The sequence below is a fragment of the Streptomyces sp. NPDC001985 genome (assembly GCF_040296845.1).
In the GTDB taxonomy this organism is placed as follows: domain Bacteria; phylum Actinomycetota; class Actinomycetes; order Streptomycetales; family Streptomycetaceae; genus Streptomyces.
Genome location: NZ_JBEOYB010000081.1, coordinates 1 through 19,478, shown reverse-complemented (window position 1 = coordinate 19,478; position 19,478 = coordinate 1). Strand labels below are relative to the sequence as shown.

General features: G+C 72.8%; 19 protein-coding genes. 8 read left to right on the top strand and 11 right to left on the bottom strand.

The features are described 5' to 3' along the window. Window positions 1-178: 178 nt before the first annotated feature. Window positions 179-946: a phosphatase PAP2 family protein gene (locus tag ABT122_RS28310; RefSeq protein WP_351558072.1), complete on the top strand. Its 768-nt coding sequence runs from the start codon at window positions 179-181 to the stop codon at window positions 944-946. Window positions 947-1,069: 123 nt separating this feature from the next. Here ABT122_RS28310 and ABT122_RS28305 read toward each other — a convergent pair whose 3' ends face one another. Both ABT122_RS28305 and ABT122_RS28300 read right to left on the bottom strand, forming a co-directional pair. Next, on the bottom strand, window positions 1,070-1,330 hold the full coding sequence (locus tag ABT122_RS28305) for a hypothetical protein (protein ID WP_351558070.1): 261 nt from the start codon (window positions 1,328-1,330) through the stop codon (window positions 1,070-1,072). Between the two features lie 139 nt (window positions 1,331-1,469). Continuing rightward, window positions 1,470-3,041 carry an FAD-binding oxidoreductase gene (locus ABT122_RS28300; protein ID WP_351558068.1) on the bottom strand — a complete coding sequence of 524 codons (1,572 nt, stop codon included), beginning with the start codon at window positions 3,039-3,041 and terminating at the stop codon, window positions 1,470-1,472. 416 nt (window positions 3,042-3,457) lie between these two features. Between ABT122_RS28300 and ABT122_RS28290 the strand changes: the two genes are divergently transcribed. After that, complete coding sequence (locus tag ABT122_RS28290; RefSeq protein ID WP_351558064.1) at window positions 3,458-4,336, top strand: SCO4651 family lipoprotein; 879 nt, start codon at window positions 3,458-3,460, stop codon at window positions 4,334-4,336. Between the two features lie 75 nt (window positions 4,337-4,411). After that, complete coding sequence (locus ABT122_RS28285) at window positions 4,412-4,624, top strand: hypothetical protein (RefSeq protein WP_351558063.1); 213 nt, start codon at window positions 4,412-4,414, stop codon at window positions 4,622-4,624. A gap of 222 nt (window positions 4,625-4,846) precedes the next feature. Here ABT122_RS28285 and ABT122_RS28280 read toward each other — a convergent pair whose 3' ends face one another. After that, entirely contained in the window at window positions 4,847-5,218 is a 372-nt protein-coding gene (locus ABT122_RS28280; protein WP_351558061.1) for a metal-sensitive transcriptional regulator, read from the bottom strand. 293 nt (window positions 5,219-5,511) lie between these two features. On the opposite strand from ABT122_RS28280, the gene ABT122_RS28275 reads away from it, so the two are divergent. Together ABT122_RS28275 and ABT122_RS28270 are read left to right on the top strand one after the other, a co-directional pair. Then, window positions 5,512-6,132 (top strand): DUF47 domain-containing protein, encoded by a 621-nt coding sequence (locus ABT122_RS28275; protein WP_351558059.1) that lies wholly within the window; start codon window positions 5,512-5,514, stop codon window positions 6,130-6,132. A gap of 5 nt (window positions 6,133-6,137) precedes the next feature. Next, window positions 6,138-7,136 (top strand): inorganic phosphate transporter, encoded by a 999-nt coding sequence (locus ABT122_RS28270; protein ID WP_351558057.1) that lies wholly within the window; start codon window positions 6,138-6,140, stop codon window positions 7,134-7,136. A gap of 401 nt (window positions 7,137-7,537) precedes the next feature. Here the strand turns inward: ABT122_RS28270 and pstB are convergent, their stop codons facing one another. The 8 genes from pstB to mshD form a co-directional block, all read right to left on the bottom strand. Further along, window positions 7,538-8,314: a phosphate ABC transporter ATP-binding protein PstB gene (pstB, locus tag ABT122_RS28265; RefSeq protein ID WP_351558055.1), complete on the bottom strand. Its 777-nt coding sequence runs from the start codon at window positions 8,312-8,314 to the stop codon at window positions 7,538-7,540. A gap of 24 nt (window positions 8,315-8,338) precedes the next feature. After that, window positions 8,339-9,418 carry a phosphate ABC transporter permease PstA gene (gene pstA, locus ABT122_RS28260; RefSeq protein WP_351558053.1) on the bottom strand — a complete coding sequence of 360 codons (1,080 nt, stop codon included), beginning with the start codon at window positions 9,416-9,418 and terminating at the stop codon, window positions 8,339-8,341. After that, the gene (gene pstC / locus ABT122_RS28255) at window positions 9,415-10,422 is read right to left on the bottom strand and encodes a phosphate ABC transporter permease subunit PstC (RefSeq protein WP_351558051.1); all 1,008 of its coding nucleotides are present in this window, start codon (window positions 10,420-10,422) and stop codon (window positions 9,415-9,417) included. Before pstC ends, pstA begins: the two co-directional genes overlap by 4 nt. A gap of 104 nt (window positions 10,423-10,526) precedes the next feature. After that, window positions 10,527-11,660 carry a phosphate ABC transporter substrate-binding protein PstS gene (gene pstS, locus ABT122_RS28250; RefSeq protein WP_351558049.1) on the bottom strand — a complete coding sequence of 378 codons (1,134 nt, stop codon included), beginning with the start codon at window positions 11,658-11,660 and terminating at the stop codon, window positions 10,527-10,529. Between the two features lie 508 nt (window positions 11,661-12,168). Beyond that, window positions 12,169-12,612 carry an NUDIX hydrolase gene (locus ABT122_RS28245; RefSeq protein WP_351558047.1) on the bottom strand — a complete coding sequence of 148 codons (444 nt, stop codon included), beginning with the start codon at window positions 12,610-12,612 and terminating at the stop codon, window positions 12,169-12,171. Further along, window positions 12,609-13,787, bottom strand: coding sequence for a CHAD domain-containing protein (locus ABT122_RS28240; protein WP_502976219.1), 1,179 nt, complete (start codon window positions 13,785-13,787; stop codon window positions 12,609-12,611). The genes ABT122_RS28245 and ABT122_RS28240 overlap by 4 nt, the downstream gene beginning before the upstream one ends. After that, entirely contained in the window at window positions 13,753-15,984 is a 2,232-nt protein-coding gene (locus ABT122_RS28235; RefSeq protein WP_351558043.1) for an RNA degradosome polyphosphate kinase, read from the bottom strand. Before ABT122_RS28235 ends, ABT122_RS28240 begins: the two co-directional genes overlap by 35 nt. Before the next feature lie 312 nt (window positions 15,985-16,296). Continuing rightward, complete coding sequence (gene mshD, locus ABT122_RS28230; protein WP_351558041.1) at window positions 16,297-17,220, bottom strand: mycothiol synthase; 924 nt, start codon at window positions 17,218-17,220, stop codon at window positions 16,297-16,299. A gap of 280 nt (window positions 17,221-17,500) precedes the next feature. On the opposite strand from mshD, the gene ABT122_RS28225 reads away from it, so the two are divergent. The 3 genes from ABT122_RS28225 to ABT122_RS28215 all read left to right on the top strand — a co-directional run bounded on the left by ABT122_RS28225 (window position 17,501) and on the right by ABT122_RS28215 (window position 19,305). Continuing rightward, window positions 17,501-18,349, top strand: a complete 849-nt coding sequence (locus ABT122_RS28225) for a helix-turn-helix domain-containing protein (RefSeq protein ID WP_351558039.1) — start codon at window positions 17,501-17,503, stop codon at window positions 18,347-18,349. After that, on the top strand, window positions 18,346-18,582 hold the full coding sequence (locus ABT122_RS28220; protein WP_351558037.1) for a DUF397 domain-containing protein: 237 nt from the start codon (window positions 18,346-18,348) through the stop codon (window positions 18,580-18,582). The genes ABT122_RS28225 and ABT122_RS28220 overlap by 4 nt, the downstream gene beginning before the upstream one ends. Before the next feature lie 285 nt (window positions 18,583-18,867). Further along, window positions 18,868-19,305 (top strand): hypothetical protein, encoded by a 438-nt coding sequence (locus ABT122_RS28215; protein ID WP_351558035.1) that lies wholly within the window; start codon window positions 18,868-18,870, stop codon window positions 19,303-19,305. The last annotated feature ends 173 nt before the right edge of the window (window positions 19,306-19,478 follow it).

Below are 19,478 nucleotides of genomic sequence, written 5' to 3'. Positions count from 1 at the left end.
CGGGGGCGGTGGTGGCGGCGCGGCTCCACCGCGCCGCGGCCGTGGAGACGGCCGCGACCGCAGAGACGACCGCGACCGGGCGGAAGCGGAAGCGGACGCAGACGTAGTTGTAGACGCAGACGCGGATGACGCGGACACCGAGCAGTTCAGGGCGATAAGAGGCAAGGGGCCGTAGCAGATGGCTGGACTCGCACTGGGGATTCCCCTCGCGGAGCCAAGGACGGGGCTTCTCCTCGCGGAAGCGAGCGGAGGGTCGGGCGCCGACCTCAATCTGCTCTACGACATCAACGGCCTGTCCAAAGCCGCCCCGCCGTGGGTCGATCGCATCATGGGCTTCGTCGGCGAGTACGGCATCATGTTCGGGCTCGTCGTCATCGGGCTCTGGTCGTGGTGGAGCGTGCGCCGCATCGGCACCGCCGAGGACTCGGTGGCCGCGGTCACCGGGCTCGTCTGGGCGCCGCTCGCCGCCGCCGCCGCGGTGGTGGTCAACATCCCCATCCGCGGCTTCGTGGAACGGCCGCGCCCCTTCGTCGACCACCAGGGGCTCGAAGTCCTGGTCTCCGGCAAGACCGACTACTCCTTTGTCAGCGATCACTCCACCATGGCCATGGCCATCGCGGTCGGCATCTTCCTGGCCCACCGGAAGCTCGGCTTCGCCGCGCTCGGGCTGGCGATCCTGGAGGGCTTCCTCCGGATCTACATGGGCGTCCACTACCCGACGGATGTCATCGGCGGTTTCGCGCTCGGCACGGCGGTCACCCTGCTGCTCGCGCCCCTGGCGATGGCGCTGCTGACCCCGCTGGTGTCGGCGATCGCCGGGTCGAGGGCCGGAGTGCTCGTACGGTCGAAGAAGCCGCTGCCCGGTCCGGGCGGAGAGCGCTCCGGGGCCAGGGGCGTTCCGGAGCAGAGGGTCGAGGGGAGCGGCGAGCGGGATCTCGCCGCCTGAACCTCTTCAGCGGCGGACCGCCGGGTCGTCGCGTGGAAGCCGAGCCCGTCGCGTTTCTCCCGTCCCGGGAGTGGCGCGGCGGGCTCACCGCTGTCGTGGGTGCCGTGCGGGCGGGCCCGGTGGTCAGCGCCGGCTGTTGCGGCTGCGGCGCTGATGCCGGCGGACGATCATGACGGTGGCTCCGGCGGCCATCGCGCCCGTCCCGGCGACGGAGAGCGAGCTCTCTATCGGGCCCTCCGGCCTGGCCGCGCTCGGCGCGGGTTCCCGGGGCGAAGCGGTGGTGGCGGCGCTCCCGAGGGGGAGCGCGAGGGTGAGGGCCGCGGTGGCGGCGAGCACGGCTATCCGGCCGCCGCGGCGCGCGGCTCGGCCCATCGGTCGGTTCATGGCGGGACGTCCTCGGTCGGGTGCCCGGAGCGGGCGGCTGGGCGTTCGGCTGAACACCCCCTTGTGAACAAGGGCACCGCCCCCGCGCCGCCCCGGCCATCCGGACACCCCCGTATGGGCTACGGGACCTCCCGTACGGCTACAGCGCCTGCGGGAAGTCGAAGACCCGCTCCGGGTCGTACCGCCGCTTCAGCCGGGTGAGGCGGTCCGCCGCCGGTCCGTAGTACGCCCGCCGCCAGTCGGCCAGCCGGGGGTCGGGGTAGTTCTGGTACGCGGCGCCCGACGCGTGCGGGCGCAGGGCGCGGTGGGTCTCCCCCAGCCAGGCCCGCTGGTGTCCGCCGGGGGTGCCCGCCCGCCAGGAGGCGATGTACTGCGCCAGGGTCCGCGAGCGCCGGTGGACGAAGGCCGTCGCCGAGGGGTCCACCCGGTTGACCGCGCCGCCCAGCGCCGTCAGGGAGACCGAGCCCTGCCCGGCCGGGAGGTCCCGGAACGACTCGACGGCGGCGAGCAGCGCCCGTATCCCGTCCGCCGGGAGGTCGCGGTCGAAGAAGTCGGAGGCGGAGGCGTACGTATCCCGCTGGAGGGCGCCCGCGCGGGAGCGGCCCGGGACCGTGCCCGGGAGCCGGCACTGCTCGGGGCTCAGCGTCGCGCAGTCCGCGTAGCCGAGCATGGCGTCCAGATGGCCGCGCCGCCGCAGCGAGACGGGTCCGGCCGGGGCGCCGGCCCGGTCGATGAGCCGGTCGAGGGCGGTGCTCAGCTCGCCCTCCGTGCCCAGGGAGCAGACCGCCACGGAGATATTGGGCGCGGCGCCGCCGGGTGCGGCGCCCAGATGGGCCGATGACCAGATCTCGTCCGGCTGGTCCGGGCCCCAGCGCTGCCAGGCCGCCAGCACGGCCGCCGCCCTCGGCCAGGGCCAGCTGATCCGGCCGGTCACGGCGGCGGGGGCGGGGCTGGTGCGGAAGCGGAGCGCGGTCACCACGCCGAAGTTGCCGTTGCCCGCGCCGCGCAGGGCCCAGAACAGCTCCGGGTGCTCGTCGGCGCTGGTGGTCAGGGTGGTGCCGGCGGCGGTGACGAGGGTGGCGGAGAGCAGGCTGTCGCAGGTCAGTCCGTACGCGCGGGAGGTGACGCCCTGTCCGCCGCCGAGGGTGAGGCCGCTGATGCCGACGGAGGGGCAGGAGCCGGCGGGGAGGGTGCGGCCGGTGCGGGCGAGGGTGCGGTAGACGTCGGCGAGCCGGGCGCCGGCGCCGATGGTGCCGTCGGCCGCGACCCGGTCGAGGGCGGAGACGTCGATGACGAGCCGGCCGGTGCCGGAGGACCACCCGGCGTAGGAGTGGCCGCCGCCGCGGATGGAGACGGGGACGCCGTGGGCGCGGGCGTGGGCGAGGCACTCCCGGATGTCGTCCTCGCCGGCGGCATAGGCGACGGCGGCGGGGCGCTGGGTGTCGAAGCGGGTGTTGTAGAGCTGGCGGGCGGCCGGGTAGTCGGCGTCGTCCGGGCGTATCAGCCGCCCGTCCAGGCTCCGGGCGAGGGCGTTCCAGTCGGGGGCCCGGGAGGTGCGGGGCGCGGGGGGTGGTGCGGGGGCCGGGGTGGTCCGGGCCGGGGCGCCCGGCCGGCTGCCGGTGCCGGCCCCGTCGCCCCCGCTGCCGCCGCCGCTGGTGCAGGCGGTCGCGGTGAGGGCCACCGCGGTGGTGAGCAGTGCGCGCCGGTCCATCTGGGCCTCCCGAGGGCGTCCTGGTGGACGAGACGGCTCCACGGGCGGGCCGGTTCCGCGCTCAGTGCCCGGGGGCGGCCGGCGCGGGCGCCGGGGCCGGTGCCGGCGCGGGCGCGGGCTCCGGGGCGTGCGACCGGGCGTCGGCGCGGGCTCTCTCGCGCGAGCGCCGGGCCGGGCCCGCCCAGCCGCAGGAGCAGCGCGCCACGGCGAAGGAGCCGCGTTCGGCGGTGGTCGTGTGATGGGTCGGGTGATGCGGTCCCGGAGCGGGGTCCTGGGCGTCTTGCGGAAGCACGGTTCCACCGTACTGGGCCGGGGCGCGCCCGGTGCGCCCGCGTGACGGCGGGCCGGGGTTCTCGTTAGGCGGGGCGGGCGGAGGTCTTGGGAAACAGCGGTTCGGTGTTGGGGGTTGGCAGGCGATGGTGGTGCAGCAGCACAGGAGCAGGGGCGCGGCGGTCGCCGTCGTCGCGGCCGTCCTGGGTGCGGTGGCGGCCGGTGGCTGCTCCGCCGGCGGGCGGGACGGCGGCGCGGACGGCGACCGGCCGGGGCCCGGCTCCGTACAGGGCCAGGGGCGGGCCGGGCGGGTGGCGGACGGCGCGGCCGAGGAGGTGCGCGCGGCGGCGGACCGGCTCGTGGCGGCGGGCAGCGCCCGGGTGCGGACGTCGATGGAGACGGCCGCCGGGGGGACGCGGGTGACGATCCGGGGCGAGGGCGGCTATGACTTCGCCCGGCGCGAGGGCCGGCTCACGGTCGTGCTGCCGAAGGACCCGGCGGGGACGGACGACCGCAGTCCGGTCACCGAGCTGATGACGTCCGGGGCGCTGTACATGAAGAACCGCGGCGCCGGGGTGCCCGCCGACAAGTGGGTGCGGGTCGAGACGGCCTCGCTGGCGGACGGGAACCTGGTCACCGGGGGCGCGACCGATCCGCTGGCCGCCGCGGAGCTGCTGCGCAGCGCGCGGGACGTGTCCCCGGTGGGCCGGACGACGGTCGGGGGCGTGGCGGTGCGCCATTTCCGGGGCGGCGCCGACATCGCGCGGGCGGCCCGGGTCGCCGCGCCGCATGTGCGGGCCTCGCTGGCGGCGGCGGCGAAAGGGTTCGCCAGGGACGCCGTGCCCTTCGATGTGTACCTCGACGACGAGGGGCGGGTCCGGAAGCTGCGTCACCGCTTCCACTTCGGCAATGGCCGGGGGAGCGTCGCGGTCGTCTCGGAGACGCTGCTGTACGACTTCGGGGCGCCGGTCGCCGTGCGCCTGCCCGCGCGCGGAGATATTTACGCCGGAAGAATCAGGGGCTAAATGGTCCGGACGTGCCATGCGCTCCCCGTGCGTCACTCCCTACGCTAGGAAGCCGGTTCCGGCAGGAAGAGGTGAATGCACGTGGCTCCGCCCAGTACGACATTGGTACAGGACCACGTGGCCCTCGCCGAGATCGAGCTGTGCGGCGATCTGATCATCGCGGCGTCGGCGACGGACGGGGAGCGGCTCAGCTTCGACCGTATCGACGAGGTGCTGAAGGTGGCGGCCGAACGGTCGGCCCGGCAGATTCAGGAGACCTCACAGCTCCGGCAGATCCGGCAGGGGTGACCGCGGGCGGGGCCGGGGCGACGGTGCGCCCCGGCCCTCCGCGGGCGGGCTCTCCCGGCGGTCCGGTGCGGCGGGCCGGGTGGTCCGTGGGCCGGGTCCTCCGCGGGCCGGGTCCCGCGATCAGGGTCCTCCGTGGGCCGGGCCGGTGGCCGGGAGCGGAGCCGGCGCCCCGGCCCGGGTGTCCGGGTTTCCAGGTGCTCGGGCGTTCAGGTGCTCAGGTGCTCAGGTGCGGAGCAGGCGGGCGATGGCCTTGGTGGCCTCTTCGACCTTGGCGTCGATCTCATTGCCGCCCTTGACCGCGGCGTCCGCGACACAGTGCCGCAGATGCTCCTCCAGGAGCTGGAGCGCGAAGGACTGGAGGGCCTTGGTGGAGGCGGAGACCTGAGTGAGTATGTCGATGCAGTAGACGTCCTCGTCGACCATCCGCTGGAGGCCGCGGATCTGGCCCTCGATCCGGCGGAGCCGCTTGAGGTGCTCGTCCTTCTGGTGGTGGTAGCCGTGCACGCCGTGATCGTGGTCGGTGGCGGGGGCGGTGCCCGCCGCCGTTGCGGCGGTGCCGGTGACCGGGGGGCCGGCCGCCTCGGTGGTCGTCATCGCGTCCTCCCGTTGTCCTGCGTTCTGCGCTGTGGGTTGTCCTGCGGGCCGTGCTCTGGTGTGTGCTGGGGGTGCTCTCGGTGCTGTCCGGAAATGATCTGCTCAAAGTGAGCGGGCATATACCCCTCACGGGTATATGGTACCGAATCGCGAGAGAAAGGGGTGCCCGTGTGTGAGGGGCCCCTGCTCATCCGCGCCCTCGATGGGCGACACTGAGGAATGCCGGTTGGCCGTGGCCGGATGAATGCGCCTAGCATCAGCCTGTCCGAACCCAGAGCACCCGAGGACCCCACGTGCGATTTCGTCTGACCCCCAGGGAGACGAGCTTCTACGACATGTTCGCCGCGTCCGCGGACAACATCGTCACGGGCTCCAAGCTCCTGATGGAACTGCTCGGGGCGGACGCCTCCGGGCGGGCCGAGATCGCGGAACGGATGCGGGCGGCGGAACACGCGGGCGACGACGCCACCCATGCCATTTTCCACCAGTTGAACTCCTCGTTCATCACACCGTTCGACCGTGAGGACATCTACCGCCTCGCGTCGTCCCTCGACGACATCATGGACTTCATGGAGGAGGCCGTCGACCTGGTTGTGCTCTACCGGGTCGAGGAGCTGCCCAAGGGAGTCGAGCAGCAGATCGAGGTCCTGGTCCGCGCGGCCGAGTTGACCGCCGAGGCCATGCCGCACCTGCGGACCATGGACAATCTGACCGAGTACTGGATCGAGGTCAACCGGCTGGAGAACCAGGCCGACCAGATCCACCGCCGGCTGCTCGCGACGCTCTTCAACGGGAAGTACGACGCCATCGAGGTGCTCAAGCTCAAGCAGATCGTGGATGTGCTGGAAGAGGCCGCCGACGCCTTCGAGCACGTGGCGAACACCGTGGAGACCATCGCGGTCAAGGAGTCCTGACGCTCGTGGACACCTTCGCCCTGATCGTGACCATTGGTGTCGCGCTCGGATTCACCTACACCAACGGTTTCCACGACTCCGCGAACGCGATCGCGACCTCGGTCTCCACCCGGGCGCTGACGCCGAAGGCGGCGCTGGCGATGGCCGCGGTGATGAACCTCGCGGGCGCCTTCCTCGGCCAGGGCGTGGCCAAGACCGTCAGCGAGGGGCTCATCGCCACCCCCCAGGGCAGCAAGGGGATGGGCATCCTCTTCGCGGCGCTGCTGGGCGCGATCGTGTGGAACCTCGTCACCTGGTACTTCGGTCTGCCCTCGTCCTCCTCGCACGCCCTCTTCGGCGGGATGGTGGGGGCGGCGCTGGCCGGCGGCACGGAGGTGATCTGGTCCGGGGTGCTGGAGAAGATCGTCATCCCGATGTTCGTCTCACCGCTGGTCGGGCTGGTCGCGGGCTATCTGGTGATGGTCGCGATCATGTGGATCTTCCGCCGGGTCAACCCGCACAAGGCCAAGCGCGGCTTCCGTATCGCCCAGACGGTGTCGGCGGCGGCGATGGCGCTCGGCCACGGCCTCCAGGACGCGCAGAAGACAATGGGCATCGTGGTGATGGCCCTGGTCATCGCCGATGTGGAACAGCAGGGTGACGCGATCCCGGTCTGGGTGAAGATCGCCTGTGCGGTGATGCTCTCCCTCGGCACCTACGCGGGCGGCTGGCGCATCATGCGCACCCTGGGCCGCAAGATCATCGAACTGGACCCGCCCCAGGGCTTCGCGGCGGAGACCACGGGCGCGTCGATCATGTTCGGCTCCGCCTTCCTCTTCCACGCCCCGATCTCCACCACCCATGTGATCACCTCCGCGATCATGGGCGTCGGCGCGACCAAGCGCGTGAACGCGGTCCGCTGGGGAGTCGCGAAGAACATCGTCCTGGGCTGGTTCATCACCATGCCGGCCGCGGGCGCGGTGGCGGCGATGAGCTACGGCGTGGTCTGGCTGGTCTTCGGCTGACCCCGGGCCGCCGGGCGGCCGGAAGGGGCGGTACCGCCTGCCGCCCCCAGCGGTGGGCCGTACGACGAGTCGCAGCGCCCCGGCCCCTGAGCTTCCCCATGTCGGCTGCCCGCCGGGTGCGAGCCTCTGCCGGGCCGCGGGACCTCCGGGAGCCCGGGTGGGGTGTAACGCCTCGTGCGGTCTGAGGGCCGTTCAGCAGCCGTCTGCCGGGCCGCGTCCAGGCATGTGCGGTCCTTCTCGGTGCCGCCGGCGTACGCGCAGTGGGGCGGGAGCGCGGCGGGCGGGGAGCGCGGAAGGCCCGCCCCCTGGGAGAGGGGGCGGGCCCTGCGTCTTGCGGTGGCACCGCCATGCAGCACCGCGAGACGTTGGTGGGGGCAGCCGGCGGGTGCCCCGAGGGGGGATCAGCCGAAGCGGCCCGAGATGTAGTCCTCGGTCGCCTGGACGGACGGGTTGGCGAAGATCCGCTCCGTCTCGTCTATTTCGATCAGCCGGCCCGGCTGGCCGACCGCCGCCAGGTTGAAGAAGGCGGTGCGGTCCGAGACCCGGGCCGCCTGCTGCATGTTGTGGGTCACGATCACGATCGTGAACCGCTCCTTCAACTCGCTGATCAGGTCCTCGATCGCGAGGGTGGAGATCGGGTCCAGGGCGGAGCAGGGCTCGTCCATCAGCAGGACATCGGGCTCGACCGCGATGGCGCGGGCGATGCACAGACGCTGCTGCTGGCCGCCGGAGAGGCCCGAGCCGGGCTTGTTGAGGCGGTCCTTGACCTCGTTCCAGAGGTTGGCGCTGCGCAGGGACTTCTCGACGATGTCCGCGAGCTGGGTCTTCTTGTAGGAGCCGTTGAGCCGCAGGCCCGCCGCCACATTGTCGAAGATCGACATGGTGGGGAAGGGGTTGGGGCGCTGGAAGACCATGCCCACCGTGCGGCGCACGGCGACCGGGTCGACGTTCGACCCGTACAGGTTCTCGTCGTCCAGCATCACCTTGCCCTCGACCCGGCCGCCGGGGGTGACCTCGTGCATCCGGTTGAGGGTGCGCAGGAAGGTGGACTTCCCGCAGCCGGAGGGGCCGATGAAGGCCGTCACCGAGCGGGGCTCCACCGTCATCGAGATGTCCTCGATCGCCTTGTGGGTGCCGTAGTAGGCCGTCAGTCCGCTGACGTCGATTCGCTTGGCCATCTTCTTCACACTTCCAGGAGGCCGCTAGCGGCCGGTCTTCGGGGCCTTCCAGCGGGCGATGCCGCGGGCCACCAGGTTGAGGATCATGACGAAGGCGATCAGGACCAGGGCGGCGGCCCAGGCGCGGTCGTACGACGCCTCGCTGCCGACCCGGTACTGCTCCCAGATGTAGAAGGGGAGCGAGGACTGGGCGCCTTCGAACGGGTTCGCGTTGATCAGCTGGCTGCCGAAGACCAGGAGCATGATCGGGGCGGTCTCACCGGCGATGCGCGCGATGGCGAGCATCACTCCGGTGGTGATCCCGCCGAGCGCGGTCGGGATGACCACCTTCAGGATCGTGCGCCACTTCGGCACACCGAGGGCGAGCGATGCCTCGCGCAGCTCGTTGGGGACGAGCTTCAGCATCTCCTCGGTGGAGCGGACCACCACGGGGATCATCAGGATCGCCAGTGCCAGCGCGCCCATCAGCCCGGAGGGGGCCAGCCCGAACATCAGCATGATCGAGAGCACGAAGAGACCGGCGACGATCGACGGGATGCCCGTCATGACGTCGACGAAGAAGGTCACGGCCTTGGCGAGGGCGCCCCGGCCGTACTCGACCAGGTAGATCGCGGTCAGCAGGCCCAGCGGCACCGAGATCACGGTCGCCAGGCCCACCTGCTCCAGGGTGCCGAGGATCGCGTGGTAGACCCCGCCGCCCGGTTCGAAGCCGGGCACCCCGGCCATGGAGTGGGTGAGGAAGTACCCGTCGAGGACCTTGATCCCCCGGCTCACGGTCACCCAGATCAGCGAGAACAGCGGGACCACGGCGAGGATGAAGCAGACCCAGACCACGCTGGTCGCCAGCCGGTCCTTGGCCTGCCGCTTGTTCTCCACGGCGGTGGTGACCGCGTACGAGATGGCGACGAAGAACAGGGCCGAGACCAGGCCCCACTGGGTCCTGCTCTCCCAGCCGGCCACCGCGCCGAGCCCGCAGCCCAGCGCGACCGCGCCGGCCGCGAAGGCGGCGGGCGCCCAGCGGGGCAGGGAGCGGCTGCTGAGGGTGGACTCGCGGGTGGGCGGCGGGGTGGGGGTGGGGCGGTCCTGTATGGCTGTCTGGATCATGCGTTGGCCCCCGAGTACTCCTTGCGGCGGGCGATGATGAGGCGGGCCGCGCCATTGACCAGCAGGGTGAGGATGAACAGCACGAGCCCGGAGGCGATCAGCGCGTCCCGTCCCAGCTCATTGGCCTCGTCGAACTTGGCCGCGATGTTCTGGGCGAAGGTGCCGCCGCCCGGGTTGAGCAGATGGAGCGAGATCACAAAGCTCGGGGAGAGGACGGTGGCGACGGCCATGGTCTCGCCGAGCGCCCGGCCGAGGCCCAGCATCGAGGCGGAGATGACCCCGGAGCGGCCGAAGGGGAGCACCGACATCCGGATGACCTCCCAGCGGGTGGCGCCGAGCGCCAGGGCCGCTTCTTCATTCATCCGGGGGACCTGGAGGAAGACCTCCCGGCTGACGCTGGTCACGATCGGCAGGATCATGATCGCGAGCAGGATGCCGACGGTGAAGAGCGAGCGGGCGACGCCGATCTCGGTCTTCTCGAAGATGTAGGTCCAGCCGAAGAACTCGTCCAGCCAGAGGTTGAGCCCTTCGAGGTACGGCACGAGGAAGAGCGCGCCCCAGATGCCGTAGATGATCGAGGGGACGGCCGCCAGCAGATCGACCACATAGGCGATGGGCGCGGCCAGTCTGCGCGGCGCGTAGTGGGAGATGAAGAGCGCGATGCCGACCGCGATCGGAACGGCGATCACCATCGCCACGATGGAGCTGACGACCGTGCCGAAGAGCAGGACGGCGATGCCGAAGACCGGCGGGTCACCGGCCGGGTTCCAGTCGAAGGTGGTGAGGAAGTTGCCCTCGTCCTTCGAGATGGCGATGGCGGCGCGGTAGCTGAGGAACGCGGCGATCGACGCCATGATCACCAGCAGCAGGATGCCCGAGCCCCGGGAGAGGCCGAGGAAGATCTTGTCGCCCGCGCGGCCGGTGGAGGTGCTCTTCTTCCCGGTGGCCGGGGGCAGCGGCGCGGAGGGCGGGGGAGGGGAGTCTATGGGTGTGGTGGATGCCATGGTCTTTCCGGTCTGTGTGAGGGGAGCGGGGCGGCTCCCCCGGCGGCGGTGCACCGGATGGGGCGGCGGACGGGGGCGGTCGGGCCCCCGTCCGCCCGCCCGGGTTACTTCAGACCCGCGACGGTCTCGCGGACCTTGGCGTTGATCTCGGCGGGGATCGGGGCGTAGCCGGCGCCGGAGAGCACCTTCTGGCCCTCGTCGCCGGCGGCGTAGGTGAGGAAGGACTTCACGGTGTCCAGGGTCTCCGGCTTGTTGCCGGAGTCGCAGACGACCTCGTAGGTCACCAGGACGATCGGGTAGGCGCCCTCGGCCTTGGTGGTGTAGTCCAGCTCCAGGGCGAGGTCCTTGCCGGTGCCCTTGACCTTGGCGGCGGCGATGGCCTTGGAGGCGTTCTCCGAGGTGGCCTCGACCGGGGCGGCCGCGCCGGTGTCGATGCTCACGGTCGGGATGGACTGCGAGGTGGCGTACGACAGCTCGAAGTAGCCGATCGAGCCGTCGACCTGCTTGACCTGGGCGGCGACACCGGAGGAGCCGGAGGCGGCCTGGCCGCCGGGCGCGGGCCACTTCTTCTCGGCCTCGTAGGGCCAGTCGGCCCCGGCGGTGGCGCCCAGGTACTTGCCGAGGTTCTGGGTGGTGCCGGAGTCCTCGGAGCGGTGGAACGCCTGGATCGCCTTGTCCGGGAGCGACGCGCCCTCGTTGAGCTTGGCGATGGCCGGGTCGTTCCACTTCTTGATCTTGCCGTTGAAGATCTTGGCGATGGTGGCGGCGTCCAGGTTCAGGTCGTCGACGCCCGAGAGGTTGTAGCCGATCGCGATCGGACCGCCGACCATGGGCAGGTTGATGCCCTGGCCGTCCTTGCAGATCTTCTTGGACTCGGCGACCTCCTCGGGCTTGAGCGCCGAGTCGGAGCCGGCGAAGCCGACCGTGCCCTGGTTGAAGGCGACGATGCCCTCACCGGACGAGGACGACTTGTAGTTGATCTCCACGCCCGAACAGGCGGCCATGTAGTTCTTGACCCACAGGTCCATCGCGTTCTTCTGCGCGCTGGAGCCGGAGGCGAGCAGCCTGCCCTTGGCGCCCTCGCAGGAGATGTTCGAGGCGGCGCTGGTCTTGCCGTCGTTGGCGCCGCTGCCCGAGGCGTTGTCGTCCGAACCACACGCCGTGAGGACCAGGGCGCCGGAGACGGCGAGGGCGCCGAGCGCGGTGGCGCGAAGCCCGTTCTTGCGCTGAAGCTTCACTTTCGGGTGTTCCTTCCAGAAGCCGTGCGAGCGCCCGTTTCCGGAAGCTCTGGGTGACGGCGTGTGTCGGGGGTGGGGGCCGGCCGTGTGCCGGTTACCTCGTAAGGCCGAAATTAAGCAGATCAGGTGAAGCCGCCCACGGGGGCGAGTGAACGCCAGGTGAACCGTGTCGGGCGGCTGGGTGCCCGCCCTCCGCCGGACCCGCGCCGGGCGTCTTTCCGCCGCGCCGGGACGGCTTCCGCGCGAGCGGGCGTCCTCCGGCGGTCCTCCGGCGGGTTCCTCGGCAGGCCCTCCGGCGGTCTTCCGGCGGTCCCTCGGCCTCCGGCTCAGCGGGCCGGGCGTATCTCTTCCCCGGAGCCCGGGAGCCCCGCGGGCAGGGCGCCGCGGTCCTGGGCGTATCCATGGCGTACGGGCATGATCCGCGACCGTACACCGGATGGCGGGTGCCCGGTGTACGGGTGTCCGGGTGCCGCCCGGGGGTGGACGGGCTCCGGGAGCCCGCCGGGCGTCAGCCCCGCCGGTCCCGTCCCGCGGCCGGGCGCAGGGTGTCCAGGAGCGCCGCCACCGGCTCCCGGTCCCGTTCCCGGGTCAGCCGGGCGCGGGCGGCGGCGGGGGAGAGCCACACCACCGTGTCGACCTCGCTGTTGGGGGCGAAGGTGCCGCCGGTGGCCCGCGCGGCCCAGTAGCGGACCTCCTTGGGGCGGCCCTCGACCGGGTAGCGGACGGTGGGCAGCTCCCGGCCCGGAACACAGGTCGCGCCGGTCTCCTCCAGTACCTCCCGCAGGGCGCCGCGCACGGCCGTCTCGCCGCGTTTGAGCTTGCCCTTCGGATGCGACCAGTCGTCGTACTTCGGCCGGTGCACCAGGCAGATCTCCACGCCGCCGCCGTCGGGCGCGGGCCGCCACAGCACACACCCCGCCGCTCGTACGGTCTCGTCCGGACCCGGTGTCACCGGTGGCCTCCACCCGTCTCGACGGCATCGGTCCCGGGGGCGCCCGTCACGGCGGAGCCCCGCCAGACCTCCTGGAAGGCGAACCGGGCGGCCTCCACCTCATGGCGCTGGTCCGCGTGGAGCACGCCCAGGGCGTACGCCGTCGCCGGGGCGATCCTCGGGGTGCGGGCCGCGGCGGCGGCAGCGGCGGCGGCCTCGGCCGCGTCCCGGTGGCGGTCGAGGAGGAGCCCCGCCCGGCCGAGCACCGGGTCACCGGCCGGTCCGGTGACCTCCAGGGCGTACCGGTGCAGCCGCAGCAGTGCGCGGACCCGGTGCCAGGGGGCGTCCTGGGCCTCCTCGGCCGCCGTGGCGAGGCCGTGCACCAGGGCCTCCGCGTTGTACGGATGTCCCGCGCGGGCCAGCGGAAGCGCCGCCACCGCGTCGAGCAGCCGCCGCTCGGCGGTCTCGGCGGAGCTGAGGAGCGGGCCGGCGGCGGGGGCGAGCGGCAGCTCGGACGCGAGGAGGGCGACGGAGTCCGCGACCGCGTGGAAGCGGGCCGAGCCCAGCGCCTGGAGCGCGGCGGAGTGGGCCCGGGTCCTGGCCAGGGTGAGCTGCCGCTCCAGCAGCGCGGCGGCGCGCGCGGCCCCCACGGAGAGCGCCCCGCCCCCGGAACGGCCCCCGGAACCCGAACCGGAACCCGAACCGGAACCGGAACCCGGACCGGAAGCGCGACCCGCACCGGAACCGGAACCCGGAGCGCCGACGGTGCCGCCGCTTCCGGGGTCGCCGGCCCCGGGGGACGGCGCTCCGGACAGCCGCGCCAGCGCCTCCACCAGCCGGTTCAGCCGTGACGTACAGGCGTGCTCCTGGGCGAGCGCGGTGGAGAGCCACGCCAGCTCCCCCCGCAGCCCGTCCGCCCACACCGGGTCCAGCAGCGGCCGGAAGGTGTGCAGGGTCCCGCTGATGCGGCGGGCCGCGATCCGCAGGGCGCGGGCGGCCTCCGCCGTGCCGGCGGTGTCCGCGCCGCTCTCCGCGTGGAGCCGCAGACTGCGCAGGAAGTCACCCGCACGGGCGTGCAGATAACCGGCGAGCGCGCCCGCCGCCGGATCGGCGGCCGGGGCCGCCGTGGAGGCCCGGGCCTGTGCGGGCACCCGGGACAGTTCAGGATTGAGCACGCCTTCGCCTCCGGGCGTCAATGAGCATCTCCTGGACATTGCGCAGCGGCTGGCCCTCCGCGTCGTGCGCGTGCCGCGTCCAGGCGCCGTCCGGGCCCAGGTGCCAGGACGACGTGGTGTCGGACATCCCGGTCTCCAGCAGCCGGGTGAGCGCGGCGCGGTGGGCCGGGTCGGTGACCCGGACCAGGGCCTCGATCCGGCGGTCGAGGTTGCGGTGCATCATGTCGGCGCTGCCGAACCACACCTCGGGCTCGCCGCCGTTGCCGAAGGAGAAGATCCGGGAGTGCTCCAGGAACCGCCCGAGGACGGAGCGCACCCGGATGTTCTCCGAGAGCCCGGTGACACCGGGGCGCACGGCGCAGATGCCGCGCACCCAGATGTCGACCGGGACGCCCGCCATCGCGGCCCGGTAGCAGGCGTCGATGATCGCCTCGTCCACCATCGAGTTGACCTTGATGCGGACATAGGCGGGCCGCCCGGCCCTGTGGTGCGCGGCCTCCTTGTTGATCCGCGCGACCAGCCCGTCCCGGAGCGACTTGGGGGCGACCAGGAGCCGGCGGTAGGTCTCGCGCCGGGAGTATCCGGAGAGCCGGTTGAAGAGGTCGGAGAGGTCCGCCCCGACCTGCGGATCGGTGGTCAGCAGGCCCAGGTCCTCGTACAGCCGGGCCGTCTTGGGGTGGTAGTTGCCGGTGCCGACGTGCGAGTAGCGGCGCAGGGTCTCGCCCTCCTGGCGGACCACCAGCGAGAGCTTGCAGTGGGTCTTGAGACCGACCAGCCCGTACACCACATGGCAGCCCGCCTCCTCCAGCTTGCGCGCCCATTTGATGTTGGCCTGCTCGTCGAAGCGGGCCTTGATCTCGACCAGGACGAGCACCTGCTTGCCGGCCTCGGCCGCGTCGATCAGGGCGTCGACTATCGGGGAGTCGCCGGAGGTGCGGTAGAGGGTCTGCTTGATCGCCAGTACGTCGGGGTCTGCCGCGGCCTGCTCCAGGAACGCCTGTACGGAGGTGGAGAAGCTGTCGTACGGGTGGTGCAGCAGCACATCGCGCTCGCGCAGCGCCATGAAGATGTCGGGCGCGGACGCCGACTCGACCTCGGAGAGGTCGCGGTGGGTGCCGGCGATGAACTTGGGGAACTTCAGCTCCGGCCGGTCCAGCGCCGCGATCCCGAAGAGACCGGTCAGATCCAGCGGCCCGGGCAGCGGATAGACCTCCGCGTCGGTCACCTTCAGCTCGCGGACCAGCAGGTCCAGGACGTACGGGTCGATGGACTCCTCGACCTCCAGGCGCACCGGCGGGCCGAAGCGGCGCCGCATCAGCTCCTTCTCCAGGGCCTTGAGGAGGTTCTCCGCGTCGTCCTCCTCGACCTCCAGGTCCTCGTTGCGGGTCACCCGGAACATGTGGTGCGCGAGCACCTCCATGCCGGGGAACAGCTCCTCCAGATGGGCCGCGATGACGTCCTCCAGGGGGACGTACCGCTGCGGCGACGCCTCCAGGAAGCGGGAGAGCAGCGGCGGGACCTTCACCCGGGCGAAGTGGCGGTGCCCGCTGACCGGGTTGCGCACCACGACGGCCAGGTTGAGGGAGAGCCCGGAGATGTACGGGAAGGGGTGGGCCGGGTCCACGGCCAGCGGGGTCAGCACCGGGAAGATCTGCTGCCGGAACAGCGTGAACAGGCGGGCCTGCTCCTTCTCGGTGAGATCCGGCCAGCGGATGAGGTGGACGCCCTCGTCGGCGAGGGCCGGGGCGATGTCCTGCTGGAAGGCGGCGGCGTGCCGGGCCATCAGCTCGCGCGAGCGGGTCCAGATCAGATCGAGGACCTCGCGGGGCTGGAGGCCGGAGGCGGAGCGGGTGGCCACCCCGGTGGCGATGCGCCGCTTCAGCCCGGCGACCCGGACCATGAAGAACTCGTCCAGGTTGGAGGCGAAGATCGCGAGGAAGTTGGCCCGCTCCAGGAGCGGGGTGGCCGGGTCCTCGGCCAGTTCGAGCACGCGTTCGTTGAAGGCGAGCCAGCTCCGCTCCCGGTCGAGGAAGCGGCCCTTGGGCAGCTCGGTGCCGGAGCCGCCCCGGTCGTCCTCCTCGTACCCGTCGAGATCGGAGTCGAGATCGGGCTCCAGATCGGAGACCGTCGCGGCGACGGTGTGCGGTCGGTGCGCGGCTATCGAACCGACGGACGGCTGGGGGTGCTGGACCGATGCCTCGGTGGGCTGCTGACTCATACCCCCATTCTTCCGCGCGGAAGGGGCGTCGGGCGCGTCGGAGCGCGCCCGGACGATCTTCCCGTTCACGGCGGCGGGGGCGGAGGAGGGCAGAGCGGGCTGCATTGAGTGAGGTTCGCAGCACTGTCTGAATACCCGGTAACGACGACATGACGTGCGGGAAGCCGGACGGGGGCGCCCCGGGACCGGGCGGGCCGGGCGGGCGCGGTCACCGACCGTGCCCACCCGGGTGTCCCAGCCGTCCCGGGCGCCTCCGCCACCTCTGCCGTCCCGGCCGCCCCGGGTGCCCCGGAGGGCCCGGGGGGCCGTGTCTCAGGACTCCGTGCGGTACATCAGGTCCACCTCGTGCGTGGTGAAGCCGAGCCGCTCGTACACCGTCACCGCCGCCGTGTTGTCGGCGTCCACATAGAGCATCGCGGCCGGCAGCCCCCGCGCGGCCAGATGGCGGAGGCCCGTCGCGGTGAGGGCCCTGCCGAGGCCGCCGCCCTGGGCGTCGGGCCGGATGCCGACCACGTACACCTCGCCGAGCCCCTCGGCGGCGTGCACCTTGGTCCAGTGGAAGCCGATGATCTCCCCGTCGCGCTCGGCGAGGAAGAAGCCCTCGGGGTCGAACCAGGGCTCGCTCTTGCGGTCGTCCAGATCCCGCTGGGTGAGGGAGCCCTGCTCGGGGTGGTGGGCGAAGGCGGCGGCGTTCACCGCGAGCCAGGCCGCGTCGTCCCGGCCGGGCACGAAGGTGCGGATGGTGACCCCGGGCGGCAGCACCGGCTCGGCGATGTCCAGCGGGTCCAGCGGGCGGCGCAGCTGGCGCAGTTCGCGGAAGAGGGTCAGCCCGAGCACCTGGGCGAGATGGCGGGCGGCCGACTTCCCGCCGTGCGCCCAGACCCGCAGCCGCTTCCCGGAGGCCGCGAGCAGCGCGTTCCCGAGCGCCCGGCCGTGGCCGCGTCCGCGCCGCTCGGGGTGGACCACGAGTTCGGCGGCGGGTGCCTCGACCGGGTCGGTGTCCTCCAGCTGGGCGTAACCGGTCAACTCGCCGTCGGTGGTGAGCAGAAGATGGCGTACGCCCTCCCGCCGGCCGCCGCGCAACTGGAGCCGCCCCTGTTCGGAGACGGCCTGGGTGCCGTCCGCCCCGGCGGCGGCGGCGAGCAGGGCGAGCACGGCCTCGGCCAGGTCGGCCGTCAGCTCGTCGTAGGTGTCGATCCGCCTGCCGGGCCCCGGGATCACCGCATCAGTCGTCATGGGGAGAGCCTACGGCGGCGGGTGCCCCGAAAGCCGGTCCGGGGCCGGTCCGGGGCCGGTGTGGGCCGGTGGGGGCCGGTGGGGCCCGGTCCCGGGCCGGCGCGGGATGCTCCGGGCCGGTCCGGTACGGGCCCGGGCCCGGGGAAGGGCCGGTCCGGGACCGGTGCACCTGTGGGACGGACGTCGCACCCGCGCGGGTGGACCGTGGCAGAGTGTGGGCGCACATGCGAGCCGGGGGCCTGTCCCGGTGAGCGGGGAAGCGGGGAAGGGGAGGCGCGCCATGCCGCCGAGGAGCTATCCGTCCGCCCGGCAGCGGCGGTTGGGTGCGGAGCTGCGCAAGCTGCGCGAGCGGGCCGGCATGTCGGGCAGTACCGCGGCGGCCTTCCTGGGCGGCGAACGGGCACAGATCAGCCATATCGAGTCGGGCCGGTACGGAGTGAGCGCCGAGCGGGTGCGCCGGCTGGCCACCCACTACTCGGCGACCGACAAGCATCTGGTGGACGCGCTGGCGAGCATGGCCGAGGAGCGGACCAAGGGCTGGTGGGAGGCGTTCCGGGGCGTGCTGCCGCCCGGCTCCCTGGATCTGGCGGAGCTGGAGCACCACGCCACACACCTGCGCCAGATCGAGATGATCCAGATCCCCGGGCTGCTCCAGACCGGCCAGTACGCGCGGGAGTTGATCCTCGGCGGGATCTCCGTGCCGCCGGCCGCCGAGGTGGGCCCCCGGGTGGAGCACCGGATCGGCCGCCGCTGTGTCTTCGACCGCCCGGTGCCGATGCGGTACGAGTCGCTGGTGCACGAGGCCGCGCTGCGGATGCGGTACTGCGCGGACGAGGTCGTGCGCGAGCAGCTGGAGTTTCTGCACGAGGCCTCGTACTGGCCCGGGGTGACCCTGCGGATCGTCCCCTTCGCGGCGCAGATCACCGGCTCGGTGCACTCGGTGATGTACGCGGGGGCCACCGTGCCCCAGCTCGACACCGTGCAGATCGACAGCGCCTTCGGCAGCGGCTTCCTGGACGCGGAGGCGCTGCTCGCCCGCTACCGGGTGCTCTTCGAGGCGGTCGGGGCGAAGGCGCTCGACCCGGACGAGTCGCGTGCGGTGCTGCGCCGGATAGCTCGGGAACGGTGAGAACGGGCGCGATGGACGACCGGATCAACTGGCAGAAGTCGTCGTTCTCGGGGTCGGACGACAACCAGAACTGTGTGGAGCTGGCGGGCTCGGGCGGGGTGGTCAGGCTGCGGGAGAGCGAGGACCCCGAGCGGGTGCTGATCATTCCCGTGGACCGGCTCAGGGCGTTCCTTCTCGCGGTCAAGGCGGGGGAGTTCGACCATCTGACCCGGCCCGACTCCGGCCCGGTCTGACCCGACTCCGGCCCCGGCCCGGTCTGACCCGTCCCGACCCGACCCGACCCGGCCCGGCACGGTCGGTCGGGCGGGGTCCGGCCGGGTGTCCGTCGCCCCTGCCGCCTCTCCCGTCCCCACCGCCCCGGGGCTCCCGCCCGTGACCGCCGGAGACCCCTCCGCGCGCGATTCGGTGCAACGGTGTGACGTCCCACTGTTGCTCCCTGCTCTTCGTGGCGCTACGGTCGCTGTGCGTCGCCCTCACGGGCCGATCCCGGCACTTGCCCCAGAGACAGGAGGCGAGACATGCTCGCACCGTCCCACCTGGCGATATCCGAGGAACTCCCCACCTTCGTGGACGCGGGAACACCCCCCGCCCGGCCGGTCGGCCCGCCGCTGGTCCGCCCCGGCCTCCGGTACGAACTCCTCCTCCACCGGCCCTGCGCCGAGGACGAGAACGAGCGCAGCCCCGAACCCAGGGAGCTGTTCGTGCCCGAGAGCCCGCGCCGGGCGATCCATATGCTCCGGGACTCCGTGCGCGGCTGCGCCGGCCGGCTCGCCCCGCGCGACCGGCACGCCATCCTGGGCGCGCTCGACGACCACCGCGACAGCGGCCCGTCCGGCTATGTCCAGGCGGTCGCCGCGCTCCACCGGGGTCTGCCGGTCGGCTTCGCCTTCACCGCGCAGAACGGTGAGCACTACGAGTGGGCGGTCCGGCCGGTGCGCTTCCTCACGCTGGTGTGACCCGCGCGGGACCGGGGCGTACGCCCCACGGAGCCACGACGCGCGCCTGCCCCACCACCCCACCGTCGCACGGGCGCGGGGGGGGGGGGGGGGGGGCCCCCCCCCCCCCCCCCCCCCGCCCCCCCCCCCCCCCCCCCCACCCCCCCCCCCCCCCCCCCCCCCCCCCCCCCCCC

Excerpts from the sequence above, each read along its gene's own strand:
- ABT122_RS28310 (WP_351558072.1), top strand. The coding sequence starts at position 179 with ATGGCTGGACTCGCACTGGGGATTCCCCTCGCGGAGCCAAGGACGGGG.
- ABT122_RS28305 (WP_351558070.1), bottom strand. The coding sequence starts at position 1,330 with ATGAACCGACCGATGGGCCGAGCCGCGCGCCGCGGCGGCCGGATAGCC.
- ABT122_RS28300 (WP_351558068.1), bottom strand. The coding sequence starts at position 3,041 with ATGGACCGGCGCGCACTGCTCACCACCGCGGTGGCCCTCACCGCGACC.
- ABT122_RS28290 (WP_351558064.1), top strand. The coding sequence starts at position 3,458 with ATGGTGGTGCAGCAGCACAGGAGCAGGGGCGCGGCGGTCGCCGTCGTC.
- ABT122_RS28285 (WP_351558063.1), top strand. The coding sequence starts at position 4,412 with ATGCACGTGGCTCCGCCCAGTACGACATTGGTACAGGACCACGTGGCC.
- ABT122_RS28280 (WP_351558061.1), bottom strand. The coding sequence starts at position 5,218 with ATGACGACCACCGAGGCGGCCGGCCCCCCGGTCACCGGCACCGCCGCA.
- pstB (WP_351558055.1), bottom strand. The coding sequence starts at position 8,314 with ATGGCCAAGCGAATCGACGTCAGCGGACTGACGGCCTACTACGGCACC.
- pstA (WP_351558053.1), bottom strand. The coding sequence starts at position 9,418 with ATGATCCAGACAGCCATACAGGACCGCCCCACCCCCACCCCGCCGCCC.
- pstC (WP_351558051.1), bottom strand. The coding sequence starts at position 10,422 with ATGGCATCCACCACACCCATAGACTCCCCTCCCCCGCCCTCCGCGCCG.
- ABT122_RS28235 (WP_351558043.1), bottom strand. The coding sequence starts at position 15,984 with ATGAGTCAGCAGCCCACCGAGGCATCGGTCCAGCACCCCCAGCCGTCC.
- mshD (WP_351558041.1), bottom strand. The coding sequence starts at position 17,220 with ATGACGACTGATGCGGTGATCCCGGGGCCCGGCAGGCGGATCGACACC.
- ABT122_RS28225 (WP_351558039.1), top strand. The coding sequence starts at position 17,501 with ATGCCGCCGAGGAGCTATCCGTCCGCCCGGCAGCGGCGGTTGGGTGCG.
- ABT122_RS28215 (WP_351558035.1), top strand. The coding sequence starts at position 18,868 with ATGCTCGCACCGTCCCACCTGGCGATATCCGAGGAACTCCCCACCTTC.